The organism is Corallococcus sp. AB032C, from assembly GCF_003668935.1.
Lineage (GTDB): Bacteria > Myxococcota > Myxococcia > Myxococcales > Myxococcaceae > Corallococcus > Corallococcus exiguus.
Genome location: NZ_RAWP01000003.1, coordinates 91,462 through 114,907, shown reverse-complemented (window position 1 = coordinate 114,907; position 23,446 = coordinate 91,462). Strand labels below are relative to the sequence as shown.

Sequence of the window (23,446 nt, the reverse complement as noted above, 5' to 3'; positions counted from 1 at the left end):
TCTCCTGTCAGGGGGCGTCAGGAGTTGAAGACATTACTCCTCCCGTCTGACATGCCAGGGGCCCTGGCTTGCCGGTCAGTTGGGGCGCGTCTGCGTTTACGTCTCAGCGCCAGGACCGATGGAGGACCCCGGGAAGGTTCCCCCTGTCCTGGTGGCGCGGGAAGGGGACAGACATCCCCGGTCGTGGCACGTCTCACGTCAGCAGTAGGGTCAGTTACGCGTGAACGTGAATTTGAATTCCCTCTCAAGAACGTCCATTCGCGTGGCGAGCGAGTAGTTGTCCCGGGTCTCCAGGTCGTACTTTCCGGCGTAAAGCAGCCCGACCGCCTCATTCGTCTCGGCATCGACCCAGACGGACCCCGAGTCGCCATGGTCGGCGACGGCGCCGCTTGCGAAGGGCATGATGACGAACTGCACGCCCTTGTCATTGGTGGCAGGGGACTGGATTGCCTGGATGATCATCTTGCTGTCGTCGAGATGATGGACCCTCCCGTAGGTGACTCCGGTCACCGCCCCTGACTTCTTCACGATCATGCCGAGGCGTGGGGCCACTGCTGGCCCAATGAGATACGGCGGATTCCCTCGGGCGTAGAAGCTGAAGTTGACGTTGTCTTCCAAGGGGCAGATGGCGACATCCAGCGCCTTGTTGGCAAGCATCGGCGTCGCATAGGCGATGACTCGCGCCAGGCGATTTCCACCCCCGCCGTACTTGGGGTGGAAGATGGGGAGCAACTTGTTGGTCGTGGCCTTGGTCCACCAAGCCGGCAGCGGCCTTGCGTACAAGGTTGCTCGCATGGGCATCCGCTGCTGGAGCTCCTTCTGTTGCTCGGCCTCATCCGAAAACGCGACGTGGTGGTTCGTCAGAAGGCAATTGACGCCGTTGATCTGGACGAACGCACCCAGGGTCCCTTTGTCCGCGATGGTCGCACCACTGATGGACAGCCCGGGAGTCACCTGGATGTGAGTCTCTTCCGGCGGCGCGGGCTTCCTGTTGAGCGTCGTTGGCATTGCGTCCTTGGGGAGGGAATGGGGTGCCGGAGGGGCGGCAGCAATCCATGTGCCAGCGCGGGCCGGCTCGTGGAGGATGGGCTCACACCGGGAGCGCTGCGTCCGATGATAACGCAGCGCTGACCGGGAAGGACGCGCTTCGCTGGGACGTCAGCCGTACAGCTCGCTGAGCGGTCCGGGCGCGATGCGCGTGCTGAAGTACGAGTAGGAGCTTTCGCTGGCGCGCTGGCCCTCGTCGTCGAACCCGGAGGTCTTCGCGGGATCGTCCTTGAAGCCCAGGGCCAGGTGCTCGTAGCCCAGCCACTCGCGGAAGAAGCCGGACAGGCCATCCGCTCTCTTCATGTCAGCGACTATCCGGCGCTCCGCGAAGAGGCCGCACGTCTCGCCGCGTTTCAACGCGCAAAGACTTGCACACCCCCCGGAGCGTGTCACAGCTGTGGGGGGATCCTGCGGAGCGGGTCTTTCTGGCAGAGTGCGTGCTTTCGCTGGGGGCCCGCCATGCAGAGCAGTGTCATCACCGAGGTGTTCCTTCCGATTGCCCTGGGGGTGATCATGCTCGGCCTCGGGCTGAGCCTCACCCTCGCGGACTTCCGCCGCGTGGCGGTATATCCGCGCGCGGCGCTGGTGGGCCTGGGCTGTCAGACGCTGCTCATGCCCGCGGTCTGTTACGCCATCGCGACCGGCTTCGGGCTGCCTCCCCAACTCGCCGTGGGGTTGATGCTGCTCTCCGCCACGCCGGGCGGTGCGACCGCGAACCTCTTCAGCCACCTGGCCAAGGGCGATGTCGCGCTGAACGTCAGCCTGACGGCGGTCAACAGCGTGCTGTCGCTGCTCACGCTGCCGCTCATCGTGAACTTCTCCCTGGCGCACTTCATGGGGGAGGAGCGCGCCATTCCGTTGCAGTTCGCCAAGATCGTCCAGGTGTTCGGCATCGTCCTGGTGCCCATCTCGCTGGGAATGCTCGTGCGCGCGAAGCGGCCGGCGCTCGCGAATGGCCTGGACCGGCCCGTGCGCATCATCTCCGCGCTGTTCCTGGTGCTCGTGGTGCTCGCGGCGACGCTCAAGGAGCGGGACCAACTGGGCACGTACTTCCAGAGCGTGGGGCTCGCGGCGCTTGCCTTCAACCTGGCCAGCATGGCGGTGGGGTTCGTGGTGCCCATCCTGCTGCGTGTCGAGCGCAAGCAGGCGGTGGCGATCGCGATGGAGGTGGGCATCCACAACGGCACGCTCGCCATCGCCATTGCCTCCAGCCCCCGGTTGCTCAATGACGGCGTGATGGCCATCCCCGCGGCCATCTACAGCGTCATCATGTTCTTCACCGCCGGAGTCTTCGGCGCCATGGTCGCCCGGAGACAGGCCACGAGCGCGGCCGCGGAGGAGCTGCAGCCGCGCAGGGCTCCGTGAACGTCCGTGCCCGGTGCTCCTGGCAGCGGATGACGTGCAGGTCGGGGTGGAGCCACTGCGTGTCCAGGACGCCCGCCTCGAATGAGTGACATCGCAGGGGGCGCGCCAGGGCCGGAGCCACCTGCTCGCGGCGACATGTCGCCAACACGCCGGGGACATGCCGTGTCCTCCAGGGCCGGGAGCGAACCGGCCGGTTGCGGGTACGATGGGGGCCTTGCCTGGGGGCGTTGTTCGATGCGTCAGGGGTTCGAGGAGGCCGAACTGCGCGTGGCCCTCGCGGAAGGACTGCTCCACGAGCAGGAAGCCGCGGAGCTGCGGGAGGAGGCCCGGCGCCGGGCGTGCGGTCCGCTGGCCCTGCTGCGTGAGCGGGGCCGCCTGTCCGAGGACTCGCTCGTGTCGATGATGGCGCTGGCCCGGGGGGAAGCCACACCCGGCTCGGCCTCAGAGCCCGAGCCCGGACCTCCCGCCTTCCCGGTCCCCGGGTGGGAGCGCTACGAGTGCGTGCGCTTCCTCGGCGAAGGGGGCATGGGGCGCGTCTTCCTCGCGAGGGATCCCCGGCTCCACCGGAACGTGGCCCTGAAGTTCGTCCGTGAGGATGCCCCGGAGCTCACCCGGCGCTTCCTCTCCGAGGCCCGGGCCCAGGCGCGCGTGAACCACGAGCGGGTGTGCCCGGTGTACGAGGTGGGCGAGGTCCAGGGGCGCGTCTACATCGCCATGCGGTTCATCGAGGGCCCGCCGCTGGGCGCGCTCGCCCGCGAGCTGTCCGTCGAACAGAAGGTGCTGGTGCTCCAGGCGGCCTGCGAGGGCGTGCACGAGGCGCACCGCGTGGGCCTCATCCACCGGGACTTGAAGCCCTCCAACATCCTGGTGGAGCGCGCGGAGGACGGCACGCTGCGCCCCTACGTGATGGACTTCGGGCTGGCGCGTGACTGGAAGGAGGGCGTCACCGCCACCGGCGCGGTGCTGGGCACGCCCCACTACATGTCGCCCGAGCAGGCCCGGGGTGAAGTCACCCGCCTGGACCGCCGCGCGGACGTCTACAGCCTGGGCGCCACCCTCTACAGCGTGTTGACGGGCCAGCCGCCCATCCCCGGCGCCAACGGCCTGGAGGTGCTCAACAACATCGCCCACACGGAGCCCCGGCCCCCGCGCGCGGTGGATCCCGACATCCCCAGGGACCTGGAGGCCATCGCGCTCAAGTGCCTGGAGAAGGAGCGCTCCGACCGGTACGACTCCGCGCGGGCCGTGGCGGACGAGCTGGGGCGCTTCCTCTCCGGCGAGCCGGTGCGGGCCCGCTCGCACGGCGTCGGGTATCGGTTGCTCAAGACGCTGCGCCGGCACCGGCGGGTGGCGTCCGTGAGCTTCGTGGCGGCCCTGCTCGTGCTGCTGGCCCTGGGACAGGCGGGGCTGGCCCGCCGCGAGGCCGCCACACGGGAGCGGCTGGCCCGGCGGTTCACCGAGTCCGTGGAGCGCATCGAGGCGCTGGCGCGCTACTCGGACCTGGCGCCCCTGCATGACACCCGCGTGGATCAACGCGCCATCCGCGCGCGCATGGCGACGCTCGAAGCGGAGGTGGCGGAGGCGGGCGGCCCGGCCGTGGGACCGGGGCACTACGCGCTGGGGCGCGGCCACCTGGCGCTCGGGGACGAGGCGCGGGCCCGCGAGTTCCTCCAGTCCGCCTGGGCGCGGGGCTTCCGCGAACCCCGCGTGGCCTATGCGCTGGCGCTGGTGACGGGGCACGAGTACCAGGCCCAGCTGCTGGAGGCCGAGCGCCTCCGCGACCCCCGACGGCGAGCGGCTCGCGAGCGCGAGGTGGAGCGCCGCTACCGCGAACCCGCGCTGGCCTGGCTTCGTCAGAGCGAGGGCGCGGAAGTTCCCTCCGCCGCCTACGTCGCGGCGCTGCTCGCCTTCTACGAGGGGCGGTGGGACGACGCGCTCAACGGGCTGGCCACGCTTGGCCCCGGGTTCTCGTGGTTCCACGAGGCGCTCAAGCTGCGGGGCGACATCCTCCAGGCCCGCGCCATGCGGCACTGGAACCAGGGCGAGCGCGAGGCCGCGGCGGCGGACTTCGAGGCGGGCCGGAAGGCCTATGCCGAAGCGGTCGCGAGCGGCGAGAGCGTGGCGGCCCTCTACACCGCCCAGGGAGAGCTCGAACTCGGTGCGCTCATCCTGGAGGTCTACGGCAAGGGCGCGGTCATGCCGCCGTACACGCGGGGGCTCGAAGCCGTCGCGCACGCGCTCACGGCGATGCCAGAGCTGTCCGAAGCCCGGGTGCTGGAGGCCCGACTCCATCGCCGGCTCGCCGAGTACCAGGGCAACCTGGGCGACGACGACGAGTCGCTGCCCCAGAAGGCCGTGAGCGCGGCCCGGCGCGCGATGGAGCTTTCCCCCTCGCGCGCGAAGGCCCGGCTCGAGCTGGGGCAGGCCTGGTGGCTCTGGGGTCACCTGCGCCAGCTCCGCGCCAGGGATCCGCGAGAGCAGTTGAGCCACGCGGTCGAGACCTTCGAGGGCCTGGCTCCGGCGGACCGGGACTCGGGCTTCCTCCTGGACCTGGGCCTCGTCTACAAGACCTGGGCCGACCACGAGGAGCAGGTGGGCGCGGATCCGCTGCCCCGCTACGGCAAGGCCATCGACTCGTTTCGCGCCACGGTGCGGCTCGACGACCGGATGCCGGAGGCCTGGCTCAACCTGGGCATCGCGCTCTACACCCGCGCCACCCATCCCCGCGCGCCGGACCCGGACGGAGACCTCTCCCAGGCCGTGGCGGCGCTGGCGCAGGCCCGCACCCTCAACCCCGGGCACGTGGTGTCCTACTTCTACGGGGGGCTGGCGCATGCACTCGTGGCCCGGAGGCTCCGCGTGCGGGGCGGTGAGCCCACCGCGGCGCTGGAGCGCTCGGCGGAGCTGTATCGGACGGGGCTGGAGCTCGGCCCCGGCATTCCCCAGCTCCACAACGGCCTGTGCCTGACGCTGCTCCAGCAGGCGCAGACCCGCTGGGACCAGGGGGAAGACCCCACGCCCGCGCTGGCCCGGGCCCAGGAGGCCTGCGAACGGTCCGTGTCCGTCGCGCCGAAGAGCGGCTACGGCTACATCAACCTGGGAGAGGTGTTCGCCCAGCGCGCCCTGTACCAGCGTGCGCGCGGAGAGGATCCCCGCGCGAGCGTACACTCGGCCGACGCGGCCCTCCAGCAGGCGCTCCAGTGGCTGCCGGAGGACGTCGGGACGCTGGCCAACCGGGGCATGGTCCACGCCATCCTGGCCACCTTCGAGCTCGACCACGGACGCGATCCGCGCCCCAGCATCGCGCGCGCCGAGGCGTCCTTGCGCCAGGCACTCGCGCGCAAGCCGAACCAGGCCGATGCCTGGTTTTTCATGGGGGAGGCGCTGGGGGCCCGGGCGCTGTACACCGGGGCACGGGCCGAGGACCGCGAGGCCGCGACCCAGGCGTTCCAGAAGGGCATCGCGTTGGATCCGGAGCGACAGGACTTCATCCTGGGCTTCGGGCACTTCCTCCGCCGCCAGGCCACGCGCGCGATGCAGGCGAAGCAGGCGGACGCGGGCCTCCTGTTGGAACAAGGGCTGGCCCTGGTCGACCCGCTGCTCGCGGCACGTCCTGACTGGCCCGATGCCCACCTGCTGCGAGGCGCCCTGCTCGCGCTGCGGTCCGCGCTTCCCTCCGCCGCTCCCGAGCAGCGACAGGCGTGGCGCGGACAGGCCTTGGAGGAGTTGTCCCGCGCGCTCGCCGCCAACCCGGGCTTCCGGCGGGAGTGGGGAAACACCCTGCCGGGTCTCCCGTCCCGTCCGCGTTAGCTCTCGGAACCCGAGTCGGGCGGCGCCAGGGGCGGGATCGCCACCATGGTGCCTGCGTTGCCCGTCCCATCATCCGGGGGGAACAGGGGCTCCTGCCCCGGGTCGCTGATCCACAGCTTGCGGCGCTGCTCTCCCGGGCCTGGATCAAACAGGCGGTCCACCGGGAGGAACATCACCTCCGTGTCGAGGAGGTCGATGCAGTTGCCGCCCAGGGTGTCGTTGGATTCGAGTATCCAGAGGACGGCGCCCGCGTGCGGGTCCGAGGCGACCACGACCTCCAGCACGTCTCCCGGTGCGACGAGACACAGGGAGGGGTCGTTCAGCGCCTCTTCACTCCGCGAGCTGTTCAGCACCAGTTGCCGTGCGGGCTCCAGCCGCTTCCCCAGTGAGCGGACCGGATGGAGGTTGTTGACGTACTTGGAGAGGATCAACTGGTGCTTCGACATGGCACGACTCCTTGCGACCCGGAGCCCCGGGGGCCCGAGCTGCTCATGCATGGGGCCTGCCACGGCGTCAGGAACCCCGGGTACTCAAACCCAGCTCCTTGATGCGCCGGTTGAGGGCGCGCTTGGAGACCTCCAGGCGCCGCACCATCGCGTCCAGGTCGCCCGCGCATGCGTGATGACAGGACGTGATTTCCTCCGCGGTCAGCGTCCCCGCCCTGCGGATGTGGGGGTGCTTGTCGATGGCGTCGTAGATGGAGGAGCGCGGGATGCCCAGCCGGTCCGCCGTCAGCTTGAGGTCCCACTGGTGCTGCCGGAGCGCCGTCAGCAGCTCCTCGCCGGTGACCTCGGTGGACTTGCGCCGGGCGACCGCCGCGGGCGGCTTCGCGACGACGGGAGGGCTCGCCACGACGGCGGTCTCCAGCTCCCCGGCGAGCCGCGGGTCCAATCGCAGCACGGACTGCCCCCGGCTCCCAATCACCAGCTGCCGGGCGAGGTTGCGCAGTTGCCGGATGTTGCCGGGCCACGCGAAGCGCAGCAGGCGCAGCGCGATGGAGGCCGGCAGCCAGGACTCGGCGTAGGGGTCCCGGGGCGTCAGCCGGTGCGCTTCGCCAATCGCTTCCAGCTCCTCCTGGGCGAAGTGCCGGAACAACTCTCCCAGGTCCTCGCGACGCTCGCGCAGGGGAGGCAGGTGGATTTCATAGCCCGACAGGCGGTGCAGCAGCGGCGCCTTGAAGCGTCCGTCCCGGATGTGCTCCTCCAGGTTGGCGTCGGTCGCGGCGATGAGCCGCACGTCCGTCTTGATGGGGGTGCTTCCTCCCACCGGATACAGCTCACCGGTCTCCAGCACCCGCAGCAGCATCACCTGCACTTCGGGAGGGGCCTCGCCCACCTCGTCGAGGAACAGCGTGCCGCCCTGCGCCGCCCGGAAGAAGCCCTCCCGGTCGCGGGTCGCTCCGGTGAAGGCGCCCCGCTGCGCGCCGAACAGCTCGGCGGCGGCCAGCTCCTTGGGGATGGCGCCCAGGTTCACGCTGATGAAGGGGCCCCCCTGTCGCGGGCCGTGCTGGTGGACGGCCCGGGCCACCAGCTCCTTGCCCGTGCCCGTCTCTCCCCGGACCAGCACCGGGACCTGGAGGTCGGCGATGCGCTGGATGTGCTCGCGCACACGCCGGATTCCCTGGCTGTCGCCCAGCATGCCCAGCGTGTCCGTGGGTGCATCCGTCTGGCGCGAGGCCAGGTGCAGCAGCAACACCAGCCGGCCGGCCACGTCCAGCGGCACGCCCGCGGCCAGCTCCTCCCGTGTGAACTCACAGTCGGTCACGAGCTGGTCGTTCACCGTCACCCGGGTCCCGGCCTCGCCCACCCGCATCCGGATGAACCCGGTCTCCGCCGGGGAGAACACGATGGGGACCCGGCTGACGAAGGGGTCCGCCAGCGGATGTCCGAAGGGGTCTCCGGGCCGGGTGAAGTTCGGGCCGTTGCGGGACAGCTCCACGGTGCGGCCCGCGAGGACCGCGTCCAGCAGGAGCCGCGCGCCCGCGCGCATCGCGGTGGCGTGGGAGATGAGGGTCAGCGCCGGCACCCACTCGTCGGCGGACGCCGAGCTCCGCTTCCTCTCTCCGACGGCCGTCGACACCTCGGCCACCCCCGAGGGGGACAGGGAATCACGAGGCCCAGGGCGAGACATGGGACACGGTTTCTAGCATGACCGGACGGGGAGGGTCTCCCCCGCGTCCGGGCGGGCCCGGCCTCCCAGCGGGGTTGATTGCGAACGAAACCCCAGTCTCAAACAAGGTTCGAACACAAGCACGGACACGACAGGCCTGCTCCCCCAGGACACCGCATGGGGAACAGGCCCGTTCACGACCACCGCTGGCTTACACCTGCCGCGGGTCGCTCAGTACGTGCAGCGCAGGACCTGGCGGTAGGTGCCGCACTGGCTGAAGTCCGTCGTGCCCGCGGGCTGCGAGTGGTAGCAGTTGGAGACGGCGGGCTCGCAGGGCAGGCTGGGCCAGACGTCATAGGCGTCGCCGTCGGTGAGCGCGAACTCCGTCACGCGCGCCACCAACCGGGCGGTCTTCTGCATCGTCGCGCCGTTGTCGCCGCCAGCGCTAAAGGCGAGCGGGACCGTGTGCGGGTCGATGGCCTCGTGCAGCTTCGTGTACGTCCAGTCGAGCTTGTAGTTGGGCCGGCCGTAGACGGACGGGATGCCGTCCGGCGCCGTGACGGAGAGCCAGTCGGTGTAGCCGGCGACCGCGGCGTGGCCCCGGTAGATGAGGTTTTCGTTGCCCTGGACGACGTAGCGGGGAGTGACCGCCTCGTCGATCCAGATGCCCGAGTCGCCGCGGAAGTCGTAGAAGCGCGGGGCCACCACGATGCGCGCGGTGTACGAGCGCGGCGTGCCCGTGTTGGTGGTGACCTTGACGAAGAGCGGCAGGCCCGAGAGCATCGTGTTGAGCTCGTGCCCCTCGTGGAGGACGATCTCGAACCGGCGCTCGCTGATGACGTTCGCGTCGCCGAAGGCGTCGTCCGGAACGAAGCTGAGGACATCCGCGAGGTAGCGGTTCGCGGTGGCGCGGATGACGAGCGCGCGGACGCCGTCACGCTGCTCGAAGGTGCCGAGCGTCTCGAAGCTCAGCTCGTTGTTGCCCACCGTGGCGTAGAGGCGGGTCGCCGTCTCCGCGGCGGTGCTGACGCCCAGCTCCTCCGTGGACTCGGATTCAATGGGGGTGTTGTCACAGGCCGCGAGCGCGGTGAGGCAGGTCAATGCAAGGGCACGTAGATGCATGGGAGGTCTCCAGGTGAAGCATTATCTGTATCACACGCCCCTGACACCGCTTCTGACTGGGATTGTGCCAGCCTTGTCACAAGATGTTCGCCACGGCTCTTCCGCCGGGTGGGGGAATCGGGTCCACTTGGCGCCCCTCCACGAACGGGTGCCTGCGCCATGACGAAGAAGACGGCTGCTTCCGAAGTGAACCCGGCAGGTCTCTCCCGCCGCACGCTCCTGGGGGCCGCGGCGGCCGTGACCGGGGCACTGGCCGCCCGTGATGCGCGCGCCGCCGCGCCGACCGCCGCCGCGCCGGGGGCCTTCGCGCTCGAGGAGGCGACGGTCGCGGAGCTGCGTGCGGGCCTGGAGTCCGGCAAGCACACCGCGCGCGGGCTGACGGAGGCCTACCTTGGGCGTATCCGTGCGCTCGACCGCACCGGGGACCTGCCGCTGTGTTCGGTCATCGAGCTCAACCCCGACGCGCTCACGCTGGCCGACGCGCTGGATGCCGAGCGCAAGGCGAAGGGCGCGCGCGGGCCGCTGCACGGCATCCCCGTGCTCATCAAGGACAACATCGCCACGGCGGACAAGATGCAGACCACCGCGGGCTCGCTCGCGATGGTGGGCGCTGTTCCCCCGCGTGACGCGTTCATCGTGGAGCGGCTGCGCGCCGCCGGCGCCGTCCTCCTGGGCAAGACGAACCTCAGCGAGTGGGCCAACTTCCGCTCCACGCACTCGATGAGCGGCTGGAGCGGACGCGGCGGCCTGTGCCGCAATCCCTATGCGCTCGACCGGACCCCTTCCGGTTCAAGCAGTGGCTCGGGCGCGGCCACCGCGGCCAGCTTCTGCGCCGTGTCGGTGGGCACGGAGACGGACGGCTCCATCGTCTCGCCCGCGTCCGCGTGTGCGCTGGTGGGCTTGAAGCCCACGGTGGGGCTCGTCAGCCGCGCGGGCATCATCCCCATCTCCTCGACCCAGGACACCGCGGGCCCCATGACGCGCACCGTGGCGGACGCCGCGGCGCTGCTGAGCGTGCTCGCGGGCGAGGACCCACGCGACGCGGCCACCGCCGCGGGCAAGGGCCGCGCCCACCCGGACTACACGAAGTTCCTTGACCCCAAGGGGCTCGCGGGTGCGCGCATCGGTGTGCCGCGCGAGCGGTTCTTCGGCTACCACCCGGCCACGGACGCGGTCGTGGAGCGCGCGCTCGAAGTGATGAAGGCGCAAGGGGCCGTGCTGGTGGACCCGGTGGTGCTGCCCAACCTGGCGAAGCTCGACGAGCCTGAGCTGGAAGTGATGCTGTATGAGTTCAAGGCGGGCCTGGAGGCCTGGCTCGCACAGCTGGGGGAGGGTGCCCCCGTGCGGACGCTCGCGGACCTCATCGCCTTCAACGAGAAGAACCGCGAGCGCGAGATGCCGTACTTCGGACAGGAGCTGCTGCTCCAGGCGCAGAAGAAGGGCCCGCTCACGGACACCGCCTACAAGAAGGCGCTCGCGGCGTGCCGCCGGTATTCGCGCGCCGAGGGGCTGGACGCGGTGATGAACAAGCACAAGCTGGATGCGCTCGTGGCTCCGACGCAGGCGCCGGCGGGGCCTATCGACCTGGTGCTGGGAGACCACTGGCTGGGCAGCAGCTCCACGCCCGCGGCCGTGTCTGGCTATCCGACAATCACGGTGCCCGCGGGCGATGTGTATGGGCTGCCGGTGGGGGTGTCCTTCATCGGCCGCGCCTGGAGCGAGCCCGTGTTGCTCAAGCTCGCCTACGCCTACGAGCAGGCCTCGCACGCGCGGCGCAAGCCAGCGTTCGTCCGGAGCGTGGACCTGCGCGGCGCGTAGGGGAGGGCGGAGGCTTCGGCCGCTACATGAAGCCGAAGCCCTTCTTGACGAGCAGCCTTCTGGAGGAGCTTGCCTTCACGGTGGTGAGCTCGATGGTGTCTTCGCTCACGCCGGTGACGTCCTCCTTCAGCTCACCGACGAACTTGCCGTACTCCCCCGTCTTGGGATTCAAGACCAGGATGGAGACGATCTCGTCGTAGCCGTAGATGTCGAACTTGCACGACATCCCTCCCATGCTTCCACATTTGAGCTTGATCTGGATCGCGGCGTTCGTGGCGAAGCTGTCCATGATGCCCCGGGCCGCCAGACAACTGTAGATCTTGATGGTGATCGCCTTGTCGGTCAGCCCGTCCGAGAACACCCGCGCGGCCAGCTCGTGCGGCTGGAGGACTTCCTGGGTGCCACCTTCCGTGGGCCCCCGGTCGACCATGTGGTTCGGCGTCACGTCGCCGTGGCCAATGATGTAGAGCGTGTCGCCGCTCTTCAGGTCGTCGAGCGGCTTGTCCGAGCCGTGTCGCACCCGCACCAGGTCCTTGGTCCAGCCCCGCTTCTCCTCTGCCTTGATCCACCTGTCGATGAGGTCTTCGATGCAGTCGCTCTTGAAGGGATTGTAGAGAAACACTCTGGGCATGCGCGTCATTGCACCATGCGTCCCCCTTTGAAGTCGAGCCGCACCGTCAACCGCGCGGCCCAGCGCCTTGCTGCCTCCGTCTGGCCTTGGAGGGGAGCCGGAAGGAGCCCAGGCTCGACCGGCTGAGGTCGTGCCGGTACTGTTGGGGAATCATGGATGCTATTGAATCCGTCGAGCGGGTCTATGCGCTGAACGCCGAGCGTGAAATCGCCGCGTCGATGAGAGCCTGTGCGCTCGCGCGGGCCTCGCTGGAGGGGGCGCAGGGCAATGCATTGCTCGCGCTACAGGAAGCCATTGTGTACTCGCTGAATGCGATGCTGGCCGAACTGGGCGAGCACGGCCTTCAGAACCAGGCGCTGTGGGAAGGGGCCGTGCCGGGCAATGGCGGCGACGTTGATGTCGCCGGGATGACCCGGGACTGCGCGGCCGCATGGCAGGAGGTGATGAGCCTGCGTGCGGCCGGCTGTGAAAGCCAGGCGCTGGTTTCACCGTATGTCGGCGGTTGGATGGATCCCATCGGTTCGCCGGACTGGCTGGACAGACTGCGGCGGGGAGTGGCACGTCGAGACGCGAAGTGGGTCGACCGACTCACCCGAAGTCTTCGCGACGACGAGTTGTCGCCGCTGCCCTGAGCCGTGACGGGCCGCTACTTCCGCGGGGGCTTCGGCGCTTCCTCGGGCGGCGCCTTGGGGAAGGCGAGGTAGCCCTTCTCGGTGTACCAGGCGAGCACCTCCACCTGCAGCCGGCCCGCCTTGACCATCGGGTCCTGCTCAGCGAGCTGCCGCGCCTCCTGCTTCGTGGCCGTGCGGTAGATGCACGCGCCGCGCATGCCCATGTCGTCCTGCTCGTCGAAGGGGCCCGCGAGCACCATCTTTCCGCTCTCCCCCATGCGATTGAGGTGCGCGAGGTGCTCGCCCTGCAGCTTCTGGAGGGCGTCGGGCTCCATCTTGGGCGCGTTGGGCGCCCGCTTGAGCAGGACGAGGGAGTGCTTGTCGAACTCGACCTTCTCCTCGGCCGGGGCCGCGGCCTTCGTTGCCGGCGCGCCTGGCGCGGCAGGAGTGGAGGAGAGGGCGAGCAACAGCAGCGTGGTGGTGAGCATGGTGTGCGGCACCCTGGGGGGCTGACCCGACATCGCGCCATTGTCCCGCGGTGAAACCGGGTGCTCCGCGAGCCGGAACCGTTGAGGCTCCGGCTCGCTGCCGCCGCTGAGCGCTGCGGGTTACCCGCCCCGCCCCTCGAGCGCGAGTCCGCTGCTGTGCGCGGCGGTATACGCGTGCGCGGGGTGGGCGACAGGCTCCTCCACGGGCGCGGGCTGCATGAGGCCCGCCCCCAGGAGCGCACCTTCCAGCGAGCCGTGCATCCGCCCTTCGAGCAGGTGCTTCGAGAGCGGCTCGAGCGCGGCCTCCAGGTGGGGCGGCACCTTCACCAGGGCCAGGTGCGCGCTGCGCACGGCGAGGAACTCCGCCAGGTACTGGAGCGTCGCCACACCTGCGGCGTCCACCAGCGACACCCGCGACAGGTCGATGACCACGAGCTTCGCCCAGGGCGGACCGTCCACGAGGTCGTAGAGCTTGAGGTGGTTGATGAACAGGATGGGCCCGTCCACGCGCGCCACCATGAGGTCCAGCGCCTCGGGGGCGTTGAGTGCTTCCGGCGCCTGCATGTGCAGGCCGCGCTGCAGCTGCGACGCATCCGTCACCCGCTGCACCTCCAGCCGCAGGGCGCCATGGCGACGCACGTAGAGGAGGCTCGCCAGCGCGAGCCCGGCCCCGATGCCGACAAACACGTTGAACATCGCGATACCCAGCGCGGTGACGAGCACCACGCTCAACGTCGACTTGGACTGATTCCACATGGCAACAAGGCCCTCCAGATTGAGCAGGCGCACCCCCACGACCAGCAGGATGGCGGTGAGTGCGGCAATGGGGATGCGCGCCACCAGCGGCGCGAGCAGCGCCATGGCCACGAAGAGCCACAGTGCATGCATGACGGAAGCGGCGCGGGTGCGCGCGCCCGCTTGAATGGAAGCGCTGGCGCGCACGATGGCGCCCATCACCGGGAAGCCGCCAATCAGTCCGGCGGTGATGTTGGCCAGGCCTTGCGCCATCAGGTCCTGGTCCAGGTCACTGTGGGTGCTCGCACCCGTGAGCGCATCGAGCGAGCTCGTCGCGAGCAGCGAGCCGAGCGACGCAAGCAGCGCGAGGCCGAAGGCCGCCGGCAGGAGGCTCGCGAGGTGCACGCCCTCGAAGGACGGCAGCGTCGGCATGGGCAGCGAGCGCGGCAGGGCGCCCACCGCGTCGTAGCCCGCCCCGAGCCAGACCATGAGCACGGTGCCAATCGTCAGCCCCACGAGCACCGCGGGGACGCGCTTGTGCACCTTGGGCAGGGCCACCATGGCCAGCGCCGTGAGGGCTCCGGCGGCAACCCCGAGCCAGCCCACGCGCTCGCCCCAGTCGTGCCGCAGCGCGAGCGCCACGGCGTCCGCGTGCGTGTCCTCCACCGCGAACAGCCGCGGCAGCTGCGTGTTGAGCAGCAGCAGACCAATGCCCACCGTGAAGCCCATCACCACGGGCCGTGGGATGAGCCGCGCGAACCGGCCGGCGCGCACGAGCCCCAACGCCACCTGCATGGCGCCCGCGAGCACCGTGGCGATGGCGAGGCCCGCGGCCCCATGCGCCGCCACGATGGCCGCGGCCAGGGGCAGCAGCGCCGCCTCGGGGCCCGTGACCTGGAAGCGGCTGCCGCTGAACAGCCCGCCCACGACGCCCGCCACCACGCCGGAGACGAGCCCCACGCTCGCGGGCAGTCCCGCGGCGGTCGCGAGCGCGACATTGAGAGGAAGTGCCACGCACGCCACGCTCAGGCCGGCGGCCGCGTCGGCTGGCAGGCTGCTGGGCTGTACCATCTCGCGCCAGCTGTGGATGAGCTCGCCCGCACGCCGGGTCGAGAAGGATGGCTTGGAGAGAGCGGTCGTCGAACGCATGGACGACACGCCTTTCAGGTGCCGTGCCAAGGGCCTTCTCAGAGGGGCGCGTGCCCCCGGTGTCGGTCCATCCCCTCAGAGCCCCTGTCGGCTCGGACCAACACTGTTGGGGCCGACAGACGGCCGTGCGAAGTGACGGGCCGTGCGCGCGGACGCGGGTTAGATTGCGCGCCATGTTGGTGCTTCGACTGCGTGCCCGGCTGCTGTTGTCCTACGCGGTGGTTACCGCGCTGCTGGTGGCCGCCTTCTCCCAGATGGCCGTGGGCCTCATGCGCACCCACGAGGTGGTGGCGAGCGTGGGCCGCGAGGAGCTCGCCTCCTTCGAGCGAGAGCAGCGCGTGTACGTCGCGGCCTGGGCGCTCGAGCTGGCGGTGCGGCGCGGAGTGGTGGCCTGCGAGCAGCACGACAGCAGCGCGGCCTCCGTGCACCGCGCTGTCGCCAGCGCGCGCCACGTGCTGCAGACCGCGCTCGGCACCGGCACGGTGCATCTGGATGCGGGCATCCGCGCGAGCGCCCAGGACTATGTGCAGTACGCCCTGCAATTGGAGCAGGCCGGCACCTGTGAGTCGATGCTGTCGTTTCCCCTGCGTGAGCGGCGGCTGCAACTGGATGAGGTCCTCACCACGGTGTGGTCCGAGCGCACGCGGGACATGCGCCTGGCCATCCAGGCGAAGGAGGACCACGCGCGTTCCATCGGGTCGGCGGCGCTGAGCTCCGGCGGACTCTTCGGCCTCCTGGGCATCGTCGCCGCGGGAGTGCTCGCCTTGTCGCAGGCGCGCGCGGTGTCGAACTCGGTGGCGCTGCTCTCCACGCATGCGCGCCGCATCGGCCAGGGTGACTTCAGCCCGCTGCCTCCCTTGCGCGGCCCCGAGGAGCTGCGCGCGCTCTCGCTGGACCTGGACCGCATGCGGGGGCGCCTGGCGGAGTTGGATCAGCTCAAGAGCGCGTTCGTGGCCTCGGTGTCCCACGACCTGCGCACGCCGCTGGCCCGGGTGCGCGAGGCCCTCTCGCTCCTGGGCGATGGCAGCACGGGCCCCCTGACGCCGCAGCAGGCCCGCGTGGTGAAGCTCGCACAGGCCGCGTGCGAGCGTGAGATTCGCATGGTGACCTCCGTGTTGGACCTGTCGCGCGTGCAGTCTGGCCAGCCGCTGCAGCGCAATGCCGGGGCCTCGGTGGACCTGATTGTCCAGAATGTCCTTCGGGACCTCGCCTTCGAAGCGGATGAGCGCAAGGTCCAGCTGGTGTACGAGCCAGCCGCGAAGCCCGTGCGTGCGCCCATCGATGACCCCCTGGTCGAGCGTGCCCTGTCCAACCTGGTGAGCAACGCCATCGCTGTCTCCAGCGCGGGCAAGACGGTGCGCATCACGTGTGAGCTGGTGACCCGCAAGCGCCCTGGCGCCGCCAACCCCGTGCCCGCGGTCCAGCTGTCCGTCGCGGACCAGGGCCCGGGCGTGCCCGCGCACGCGCGTGATTGGATCTTCCGGCCCTTCGCGAGCCTCGAAGTGGGCGGGCGCCGCAGCACGGGGCTGGGCCTGACCATCGCGCGCGAGATGATCACCGCGCACGGCGGTGAGCTGTCGCTCGCGGACACGTCCGGGCCCGGCGCCACCTTCACCTTCTGGATTCCCCTTGAAGACCCTGCGTCCCCTGGAGGCCGTCTTGACGCCTGAGTCCCCCGTCCAGCAGCCCCACGTGCTCCTGGTGGACGATGACCTCCAGCTCGCGGAGCTCATGTCCATGCGGATGACGTCACGCGGCTACCGCGTGACCGTGGAGGGCGAGGGCAAGAGCGCCCTGCGCAGGCTCTCGCAGGAGCGCGTGGACGCGATGGTGCTCGACCTGCGCCTGGAGGACATGGATGGCATGGACGTGCTCCGGGCCGCGCGACAGCGGGCTCCCGAGCTGTCCGTCATCATGCTCACCGCGCACGGCTCCATCGAGACCGCGGTGCAGGCCATGCAGGAGGGCGCCTACGGCTTTCTCACCAAGCCGTTTCACGACCACGAGCTCATGCAGAAGCTCACGCATGCGCTCGAGCGCTCGCTGCTGCGCCGGGAGGTGGCCGAGCTGCGGCGGCGCATGGGGGAGGAGGGCGAGCCCCTGCTCCTGGGCATCAGCGAGGCCATTTCGCGCGTGCGCGAGGTGATTGCCCGCATTGCCCCCACCGACGCCACCGTCCTGCTCACCGGCGAGAGTGGCACCGGCAAGGAGCTGGCGGCGCGGATGCTCCACGTGCTCTCGCGCCGCAACGCGGGGCGCTTCGTCGCGGTCAACTGCGGCGCCCTTCCGCCCGAGCTGCTGGAGAGCGAGCTGTTTGGACACGTGAAGGGCGCGTTCTCCGGGGCCGTGCGCGAGCGTGAGGGCCTGTTTGGCGCGGCCAACGGCGGCACGCTGTTCCTGGATGAGATTGGCGAGGCGTCCCCGTCCGTGCAGGTGAAGCTCCTACGCGTGCTGCAGGAGCAGCGGCTCACGCGCGTGGGCGCGGACGTGGAGGAGTCCGTGGACGTGCGGGTGGTCGCCGCCACCAACCGGGACCTCGCGGAGGAGGTGGCCGCGAAGCGCTTTCGTCAGGACCTCTACTTCCGGCTGCACGTGGTGCCCATCGAGCTGCCACCCCTGCGCGAGCGGCTGGAGGACATCCCCTTGCTCGCGCAGCTCTTCCTGGAGCGCACCGCGAACCGCTATGGCCTGCGTCCGCCACGCCTGGCGCCCGCGACGGTGGAGCTGATGCAGCGCTATGGCTGGCCTGGCAACGTCCGGGAGCTCATCCACGAGATGGAGGCCGCGGTGCTCCTGGCCGGCGCGGACGAGCTTCAACCGCGACATGTGCCGCGCCTGGGGCAGGCGCTGGAGCGGCCCCCCACCGAGAGCGCGCAGCTGCCGGGTGTTCCCGTCGGGGCCGAGGCGTTGCCCTCGCTGCGCGAGGCCCGCGATGCCTTCGAGCGCGCCTACCTCGCGGAGGCCATGCGCCGCAGCAGCGGCAGTGTCAGCGCCGCGGCTCGAATGGCCGGGCGCAACCGGAGCGACTTCTACGACCTGCTCAAGCGGCACGGCCTGTCGGCCGCTGACTTCAAGGGAACACCCTAGGGGGTGTCCCTAATTAAGCCAAAGCATCATGCAGGCCAGGTGGAGGACCGCCAGGTAGTTGGTGGCGGTCTTCTCGTAGCGGGTGGCCACGGCGCGGAAGCGCTTGAGGCGGTGGAACATGCACTCCACCTGGATGCGCAGCCGGTAGAGGGCGCGACTGTTGCGGCGCCGGTGGTGCTTGCGCGTTGGATTCATCGCGATGACGGGCCTCATTCCGCGCTCCCGGACGGCCTGCACGAGGTGGTCGGCGTCATAGCCGGCGTCGGCGATGAGCGCCTTGCCGTGCGCATACTGAATGAGGTGCTCGGCTTCAGTGACGTCGCCGCGCTGCCCAGGCGTCAGCGTCACTTCGAGCGGTTGGCCCTGGGTGGTGCACAGGGCGTGGACCGTGGAAGAAAAGCCTCCTCGAGAACGGCCCAGAGCATTGCATCGGCCCCCCCTTTTGCGCCCGCGGCGTCCTGATGCGCCCGGATGATGGTGGCGTCCAGCAGCGAGCCGACATCATCCACTTGCAACTGCAGCGACTTGAAGAGCCCCTCCCATACGCCTCGGGTCGCCCAGCGCCCGAAGCGGTTGTAGACCGTCTTCCAGGGCCCGTAACGCTCTGGCAAGTCACGCCAGGGTGCGCCCGTCTTCACCCGCCAGAGCACTGCATTGACGAACTGCCGGTCACCTTTCTTGGTGCGCGGCCCTCGTCGGGCAGGGATGAGTGGCTCAAGCTGCTTCCACTGCTCGTCCGTCAGCTCATGTCGATGCACTCACCAGGGGTGCTCAGCTCTTCCTTTCCCTGCAAGCTCAACCCTGCCCACGGGGCTGGCGGCCGCTCGGCCTCCAGCACCTTTCTTCAGATAATTAGGGACACCCCCTAGGGCGGGCCCCTGCTTTGAGGGCGGGCGTCCAGGACCACCTGGCCGTCCTTCATCACGAACCGGACCTGCCTCAGCGCCCGGATGTCTTTCAGGGGATCCCCCTCCACCGCGAGCAGGTCTGCGAGCTTGTTCGGCGCGAGCGCGCCAACCTGGTCCTGCATGCGCAGCAACTCCGCCGCGTTCACTGTCGCGGCACGCAGGATGTCCACGGGTTTGAGACCCGCCTCGGCATAGGCGATGAACCACTTCACGGTGGCCTGGCCTCGCGTCAATCCCGGCTGCACGATGTACATGTCCGAACCTGCGGCGATCCGGACACCCGCGGCCACCGCACGGCGGAGGCGAGCATTGGCCTTGGCCATGTTCTTCTTGCAGCGCTCCTTCATCTGGCGCCGACGCTCCGCATTGCCTGCCTGGGTATCGAAGGAGTCGCACACGTCCATCGGGCCATCCGTCGGTACCAGGAAGATGCGATTGCGGACCATGGGCGCCAGCACGTCATCGGGGAGCGAGTACCCATGCTCGATGGAGTCGACGCCCGCCTGGACCGCGATGCGGATGCTCTCGTCGGTGGTGGTGTGCGTCGCCACCGGGCGCTTCATGCGGTGGGCCTCCTCGACGATGACCTTCAGCTCCTCCAATGAGAGGAGGTTGTGCCCGTTGTCGACGATGACCTTGATGCAGTCCGCGCCGTCCATGAGCGCTTGCCGCACGGCGCGCCGGGCCTCCTCCACACCGGAGACGGTGACGTACTCCTGCTCGATGAGGGACTGCGCCGGAGGTTGGAGCGTGGGGAACTGACCGCCCTGGGGAGCGAGCGCGCGGGTGCAGGCGGAGATGCGCGGGCCCTGCACCCATCCACGCTGGATGGCGTTGCGCAGCGCCACGTCGCCGTTGACCCCTGAGTTGCCCACGTCGCGCACCGTGGTGACGCCCGCCTCGAGCATCTCGCGGCCCAGCTTCGCGCCCATGAGAGCGCGCTCGGTGGTGCCGTTCTGGGCGACGGGGGTGAGGAGGCCGTCGGCTCCGTTCTCCGGGTCGACCTCCAGCAGCAGGTGCGAATGCGCGTCGATCAGCCCGGGCAGCAGGGTGACGTCGCCCAGGTCGATGACCCGTGTCCCCGAGGGGATGGGGAGGCCGGTGCCCACGGCCTGGAGGGTCGAGCCTTCGATGAGCACGACCGCATCCGGAAGGAGCCGCTCACTCTTCCCGTCGAAGAGCCTGGCGGCGCGGAGGGCGATGCGCGGGGGCTCCGAAGGGGAGGGCGTCTGGCCCCAGGACGGCAGGGAAACGCAGCACAGGAGGAGCGCGCCAACGACAGTCGTCAACAGGCGTCGGGAACGGGAGGGCAAGGCGTGGCTCCTGGGTGCGCTGACGTATGCCCGTGACGATAGGCCCACATTGGGCTGGCGTTGGCATTGCAAATCCCGGAAAAAGAGAGGGAGGCTCACGCATTCCCCCGGAGACGCCATGCCCAAGATGAAGACCACCTCCTCCATCAATCAGGCCAGGCACTCGGTGCAGAACAATCCGATTGCCTCCAAAGCCCAGGTGCAGGCCGCGCAGGTTCAGGCGCAGGCCAAGCCGAAGAAGGAGCCGGCCCTCAAGCCGCCCCCGGAGCACAAGGTCTTCACGGACGGCTTTGGCGGCGCGGTGTACGGCTCCAAGAACCCGGACAAGACGCTGAAGCTGGACGACGGCAAGGCCCTGACGAACGAGCACCAGCGGCTGGCGGGCCTGGAGGCGAATGCGCGCACCGAGGGGGTGAAGGGGCGGAAGGAGGGCGGCGCGGGCCTGAGCAAGAACACCAACTTCTTCGCCACGTCCTTTGGCGCGGTCCACACGCAGGGGGCCTACACGAAGTCGGCGGGCTCCACCGTGCCTCCGCCGGACGCGATGAAGCGCATGTACCACCCCAACGTGCACGACCTGACCAACGACGGCAAGCGCGTGTCCGTCAGCGGGATGAAGGACTCGTCGACGAAGACGCCCGGCTACGAGTTCAGCGGCTCCAAGGTCGCGGGCTCGGACGACTTCGGCCGCACGCCCCAGCGCAACGCGCTGCAGGCCGGAGCGCCCGCGGAGGCCCGGTATTCGAAGCCCAATCCGCCCAGCGCGGACTTCAACACGACCTTCGCGCACAGCGAGCAGTCCGACGCCGCGAAGCTGATGGCGCCGGGCGCGGCGAAGGACATCGCCGCGTCCTTCAAGGGCACGCTGCCGCCGGGCTCGAAGATCCACGCGGTGACGTACAGCGGCCACACCACGCGCTTCACCTGCGCCAACTGCGAGTACACGACGGGCCACCTGGCGAAGAACCCGGGCCTGTTCCGCAAGGACCTGAGCGCGGAGTTGCAGGCGCAGGGCTTCCAGGTGCCGAAGGACGGCGTGCGCCTGTTGCCCATCATCTCCGCCCACGAGAAGACGGCCGGCGTGCGGCAGAACCCGCAGACTCCGCGCCGTCCGCTGGAGGCGGGGGAGGTCGACCTCAAGGACCTCGCCGGCAAGGGCAAGTTCATCGAGACGCCGCTCGCCAACGTGAAGTGAGCCGCACGCTCCTTCCCTCCAGGACCCGCTTTCGATGATGACCTCTTCCGAGAATGCATCGCTCCGCCACCTCGCTGACTGCCAGACGCCGGAGTACGGCGCGGTGTCCGTGCATGGCGCCACCTGCACCGACGACGGCTGCCTGTGCGACACCGTGAACCTGAAGGTGACCGCGGGCGGCGAGCAGAAGGCCCTGACCCTCACCTCCGACGGCACCTTGTTGGATGACGAGCTGCGCCCCGCCGAGGACCGCTGGGGCGGCGTCGTGCGCGCGGCGTCGCAGGCGCCCGGCTTCCAGGAGGGCTTCGAGACACTGGTGACCGAGCGCCGCACGCAGGTGCTGGAAGCGATGGGCCGGCTGGAGGGCGCCTTCGAGGTGCAGTTGCCGGAGTCGCTCCTGGGCGAAGGCGCGGACCTGGAGCGGGACATCCTGGGCCGCGTGGAGTTGGACGGGCAGCGCTACGCCTGGCGGATCGAGCTGTGCTCGGATCCCAAGTGTGAGTGCGAGAACCTCTTCCTGGTGGTGTGGCTGCCCGGAGAGCCCCAGCGCGCCGTGTTCGCCATCACGGCGGACGGTCGCTGGCTGGTGGAGCAGGCGGGGAACGCGGCCCTGACCATGGACGCGGTGGAAGGGGCGCTGGTGGCCACGGAGGCGTTCCAGGCGCTGCTCGGCCAGATGCGCGTGGAGCGCATCCTCCAGAAGTATCACCGGTCCTTGCGCGGGCCCTCGGTCGTCTGACGCGGGTCCTACTGCGCTCTTTCGCCAGTGCCCCGGCCCTGGCGGCCGAGCAACCTGGCGATGAGCGCCGTCCGGGACTGCACGCTGAAGCGCCGGTAGAGGGTCTTCGTGTACTGATTCACGGTGAAGCGGCTGATGCCGAGCCGGGCCGCGATCTGCTTGTCACCGAGCCCCTGCAGGAGCAGCTCCAGCGTCTGGCGTTCGCGCGGCGCGAGCCGCACGCCCGGGGCCTCCTCCTTCGTGGGCTCCGGCAGGTCGAGCAAGGCCCCGCATTCGACGTGGAACAGGTGCAGCAGCTCGCGGTCCGCTTCATCGAAGGGGCGCTCGCTCCGCCCACGGTAGAGGCCGATGCCTCGCACCACTCCTGGTACCTCGGACCACCGGAGCGAATACACCGAGTCGTCGAGCTGTGTCGGCCGCAGGTAGTGCTCGACGTAGGGCGCGCCGTACCAGGCCCGGTCTCCGACGAGCTCCCGCCGCAACGCGGTGACCACGGCGCCGGGCACTGGAGGCCGCTCCATCAGCGAGCGGATGCCCGGGTTGCAGGCGCTGCCCATGCTCTGGAGCGCCTCGAGCGCGGGCCGCGCGGCGCCGTCCCAGCCTTCCAGGACGGCGGCCGTGAAGCCTCCGCGACCTCCCGGTCTGAAGTCGCACTCCAGCACGCAGGCCCCTGCCTCGGCGCCCAGGATGCGGCACATGCCGGAGAGCAGATGCCTCGGCCGCGCTTCCTGTCCCTCGGGCAGCTCGTGCGCCTCGTTGATCAGGCGCACCAGGACACGGACCTGCGAACTTCGAAGGCTTTCATCGGCCATCGGACCTCCAGAGTCGCTCCCAGGGAACACGCTCCCTAATTTTAGCGAATTGTCGGTTCGGCTTCTTGCAGTGAGAGTTTGCGCGAAGCACCCATTCGAGGAGCGAAGCTCAAGAACAGACAATTCAAGCATGCGGCTCTCACGATGGGGGTCCTCCTTACGCTTGCGGCGATGGCCCGCTCCGTGCCCGCGAGCGCGGACATAGCAGGCGCCGGATGCATCAATGACTCTCGGAGCGGGGCGTTCGCGTATTCGTGGGCACCCCGGTTCATGCGGCATGACAAGGAATTGGGTATGGGGCTGCTTTCCTACGGCGTGTTCCGGCTCGCTGGCGCGAGCGGCGTGAATGCACGGGAGTCCGGTGCGCGCGACACCACTGAGTTGCAGCGGTTGAAGGCCCAGGTCCGTGAGCTCGAGGCCTCGGTCGACCACTCCGAGCGGCTGGCGCGTGAGGCCCAGGTGGCGGCCCGGGCCGCGGGTCCGCGCGTGGACAGGCCCCTGGCTCCG

At 69.8% G+C, this 23,446-nt stretch carries 18 protein-coding genes and 1 pseudogene; 8 read left to right on the top strand and 11 right to left on the bottom strand.

The window, feature by feature from the left end; genetic code table 11:
• Window positions 1–210: 210 nt before the first annotated feature.
• On the bottom strand, window positions 211–1,008 hold the full coding sequence (locus D7X99_RS02235) for a hypothetical protein (RefSeq protein ID WP_147476000.1): 798 nt from the start codon (window positions 1,006–1,008) through the stop codon (window positions 211–213).
• 150 nt (window positions 1,009–1,158) lie between these two features.
• Entirely contained in the window at window positions 1,159–1,350 is a 192-nt protein-coding gene (locus tag D7X99_RS02230; RefSeq protein ID WP_121776246.1) for a hypothetical protein, read from the bottom strand.
• Window positions 1,351–1,506: 156 nt separating this feature from the next.
• Here D7X99_RS02230 and D7X99_RS02225 point away from each other — a divergent pair, with 156 nt between their 5' ends.
• Window positions 1,507–2,412 carry a bile acid:sodium symporter family protein gene (locus D7X99_RS02225; protein WP_121776245.1) on the top strand — a complete coding sequence of 302 codons (906 nt, stop codon included), beginning with the start codon at window positions 1,507–1,509 and terminating at the stop codon, window positions 2,410–2,412.
• A gap of 234 nt (window positions 2,413–2,646) precedes the next feature.
• Window positions 2,647–6,222, top strand: coding sequence for a serine/threonine-protein kinase (locus tag D7X99_RS02220; protein ID WP_121776244.1), 3,576 nt, complete (start codon window positions 2,647–2,649; stop codon window positions 6,220–6,222).
• On the opposite strand, the gene D7X99_RS02215 is transcribed toward D7X99_RS02220, so the two are convergent.
• From D7X99_RS02215 to D7X99_RS02205, 3 genes are all read right to left on the bottom strand, one after another.
• Window positions 6,219–6,668, bottom strand: a complete 450-nt coding sequence (locus tag D7X99_RS02215; RefSeq protein WP_121776243.1) for a hypothetical protein — start codon at window positions 6,666–6,668, stop codon at window positions 6,219–6,221. The genes D7X99_RS02220 and D7X99_RS02215 overlap by 4 nt on opposite strands.
• Window positions 6,669–6,735: 67 nt before the next feature.
• Window positions 6,736–8,211, bottom strand: a complete 1,476-nt coding sequence (locus tag D7X99_RS02210) for a sigma 54-interacting transcriptional regulator (protein ID WP_233613051.1) — start codon at window positions 8,209–8,211, stop codon at window positions 6,736–6,738.
• A gap of 351 nt (window positions 8,212–8,562) precedes the next feature.
• A complete protein-coding gene (locus D7X99_RS02205) occupies window positions 8,563–9,453 on the bottom strand; it encodes a hypothetical protein (RefSeq protein ID WP_147475999.1) in 891 nt (296 codons plus the stop codon).
• 159 nt (window positions 9,454–9,612) lie between these two features.
• Between D7X99_RS02205 and D7X99_RS02200 the strand changes: the two genes are divergently transcribed.
• Window positions 9,613–11,271 carry an amidase gene (locus D7X99_RS02200; protein ID WP_121776240.1) on the top strand — a complete coding sequence of 553 codons (1,659 nt, stop codon included), beginning with the start codon at window positions 9,613–9,615 and terminating at the stop codon, window positions 11,269–11,271.
• Between the two features lie 22 nt (window positions 11,272–11,293).
• Here the strand turns inward: D7X99_RS02200 and D7X99_RS02195 are convergent, their stop codons facing one another.
• Window positions 11,294–11,902: a hypothetical protein gene (locus D7X99_RS02195; protein WP_147475998.1), complete on the bottom strand. Its 609-nt coding sequence runs from the start codon at window positions 11,900–11,902 to the stop codon at window positions 11,294–11,296.
• Between the two features lie 152 nt (window positions 11,903–12,054).
• On the opposite strand from D7X99_RS02195, the gene D7X99_RS02190 reads away from it, so the two are divergent.
• On the top strand, window positions 12,055–12,534 hold the full coding sequence (locus D7X99_RS02190; RefSeq protein WP_121776238.1) for a hypothetical protein: 480 nt from the start codon (window positions 12,055–12,057) through the stop codon (window positions 12,532–12,534).
• Between the two features lie 14 nt (window positions 12,535–12,548).
• Here the strand turns inward: D7X99_RS02190 and D7X99_RS02185 are convergent, their stop codons facing one another.
• Together D7X99_RS02185 and D7X99_RS02180 are read right to left on the bottom strand one after the other, a co-directional pair.
• Window positions 12,549–13,001: a YciI family protein gene (locus tag D7X99_RS02185; protein WP_121776319.1), complete on the bottom strand. Its 453-nt coding sequence runs from the start codon at window positions 12,999–13,001 to the stop codon at window positions 12,549–12,551.
• Window positions 13,002–13,121: 120 nt separating this feature from the next.
• Window positions 13,122–14,885, bottom strand: a complete 1,764-nt coding sequence (locus tag D7X99_RS02180) for a SulP family inorganic anion transporter (protein ID WP_147475997.1) — start codon at window positions 14,883–14,885, stop codon at window positions 13,122–13,124.
• A 173-nt stretch (window positions 14,886–15,058) separates the two neighbouring features.
• Here D7X99_RS02180 and D7X99_RS42200 point away from each other — a divergent pair, with 173 nt between their 5' ends.
• Both D7X99_RS42200 and D7X99_RS02160 read left to right on the top strand, forming a co-directional pair.
• Window positions 15,059–16,555 carry a HAMP domain-containing sensor histidine kinase gene (locus D7X99_RS42200; protein ID WP_158626896.1) on the top strand — a complete coding sequence of 499 codons (1,497 nt, stop codon included), beginning with the start codon at window positions 15,059–15,061 and terminating at the stop codon, window positions 16,553–16,555.
• Window positions 16,515–17,972: a sigma-54 dependent transcriptional regulator gene (locus tag D7X99_RS02160; RefSeq protein WP_233613045.1), complete on the top strand. Its 1,458-nt coding sequence runs from the start codon at window positions 16,515–16,517 to the stop codon at window positions 17,970–17,972. The genes D7X99_RS42200 and D7X99_RS02160 overlap by 41 nt, the downstream gene beginning before the upstream one ends.
• Before the next feature lie 12 nt (window positions 17,973–17,984).
• Here D7X99_RS02160 and D7X99_RS43410 read toward each other — a convergent pair.
• Both D7X99_RS43410 and D7X99_RS02145 read right to left on the bottom strand, forming a co-directional pair.
• Window positions 17,985–18,703: pseudogene (locus tag D7X99_RS43410) on the bottom strand (IS5 family transposase); the annotation flags it as partial.
• A gap of 134 nt (window positions 18,704–18,837) precedes the next feature.
• A complete protein-coding gene (locus tag D7X99_RS02145) occupies window positions 18,838–20,193 on the bottom strand; it encodes an amidohydrolase family protein (RefSeq protein WP_121776233.1) in 1,356 nt (451 codons plus the stop codon).
• Between the two features lie 118 nt (window positions 20,194–20,311).
• On the opposite strand from D7X99_RS02145, the gene D7X99_RS02140 reads away from it, so the two are divergent.
• Complete coding sequence (locus tag D7X99_RS02140; protein ID WP_121776232.1) at window positions 20,312–21,388, top strand: hypothetical protein; 1,077 nt, start codon at window positions 20,312–20,314, stop codon at window positions 21,386–21,388.
• Between the two features lie 34 nt (window positions 21,389–21,422).
• The gene (locus D7X99_RS02135) at window positions 21,423–22,127 is read left to right on the top strand and encodes a hypothetical protein (RefSeq protein ID WP_121776231.1); all 705 of its coding nucleotides are present in this window, start codon (window positions 21,423–21,425) and stop codon (window positions 22,125–22,127) included.
• 8 nt (window positions 22,128–22,135) lie between these two features.
• On the opposite strand, the gene D7X99_RS02130 is transcribed toward D7X99_RS02135, so the two are convergent.
• The gene (locus D7X99_RS02130; RefSeq protein WP_121776230.1) at window positions 22,136–22,939 is read right to left on the bottom strand and encodes a response regulator transcription factor; all 804 of its coding nucleotides are present in this window, start codon (window positions 22,937–22,939) and stop codon (window positions 22,136–22,138) included.
• Between the last annotated feature and the right edge of the window lie 507 nt (window positions 22,940–23,446).

Coding starts and splice junctions, on each gene's coding strand:
- D7X99_RS02200 (WP_121776240.1), top strand. CDS start 9,613: ATGACGAAGAAGACGGCTGCTTCCGAAGTGAACCCGGCAGGTCTCTCC.
- D7X99_RS02225 (WP_121776245.1), top strand. CDS start 1,507: ATGCAGAGCAGTGTCATCACCGAGGTGTTCCTTCCGATTGCCCTGGGG.
- D7X99_RS02140 (WP_121776232.1), top strand. CDS start 20,312: ATGCCCAAGATGAAGACCACCTCCTCCATCAATCAGGCCAGGCACTCG.
- D7X99_RS02220 (WP_121776244.1), top strand. CDS start 2,647: ATGCGTCAGGGGTTCGAGGAGGCCGAACTGCGCGTGGCCCTCGCGGAA.
- D7X99_RS02130 (WP_121776230.1), bottom strand. CDS start 22,939: ATGGCCGATGAAAGCCTTCGAAGTTCGCAGGTCCGTGTCCTGGTGCGC.
- D7X99_RS02190 (WP_121776238.1), top strand. CDS start 12,055: ATGGATGCTATTGAATCCGTCGAGCGGGTCTATGCGCTGAACGCCGAG.
- D7X99_RS02210 (WP_233613051.1), bottom strand. CDS start 8,211: ATGCGCGCGGGCGCGCGGCTCCTGCTGGACGCGGTCCTCGCGGGCCGC.
- D7X99_RS02205 (WP_147475999.1), bottom strand. CDS start 9,453: ATGCATCTACGTGCCCTTGCATTGACCTGCCTCACCGCGCTCGCGGCC.
- D7X99_RS02195 (WP_147475998.1), bottom strand. CDS start 11,902: ATGCCCAGAGTGTTTCTCTACAATCCCTTCAAGAGCGACTGCATCGAA.
- D7X99_RS42200 (WP_158626896.1), top strand. CDS start 15,059: ATGTTGGTGCTTCGACTGCGTGCCCGGCTGCTGTTGTCCTACGCGGTG.
- D7X99_RS02180 (WP_147475997.1), bottom strand. CDS start 14,885: ATGCGTTCGACGACCGCTCTCTCCAAGCCATCCTTCTCGACCCGGCGT.
- D7X99_RS02135 (WP_121776231.1), top strand. CDS start 21,423: ATGATGACCTCTTCCGAGAATGCATCGCTCCGCCACCTCGCTGACTGC.
- D7X99_RS02185 (WP_121776319.1), bottom strand. CDS start 13,001: ATGCTCACCACCACGCTGCTGTTGCTCGCCCTCTCCTCCACTCCTGCC.
- D7X99_RS02230 (WP_121776246.1), bottom strand. CDS start 1,350: ATGAAGAGAGCGGATGGCCTGTCCGGCTTCTTCCGCGAGTGGCTGGGC.
- D7X99_RS02235 (WP_147476000.1), bottom strand. CDS start 1,008: ATGCCAACGACGCTCAACAGGAAGCCCGCGCCGCCGGAAGAGACTCAC.
- D7X99_RS02215 (WP_121776243.1), bottom strand. CDS start 6,668: ATGTCGAAGCACCAGTTGATCCTCTCCAAGTACGTCAACAACCTCCAT.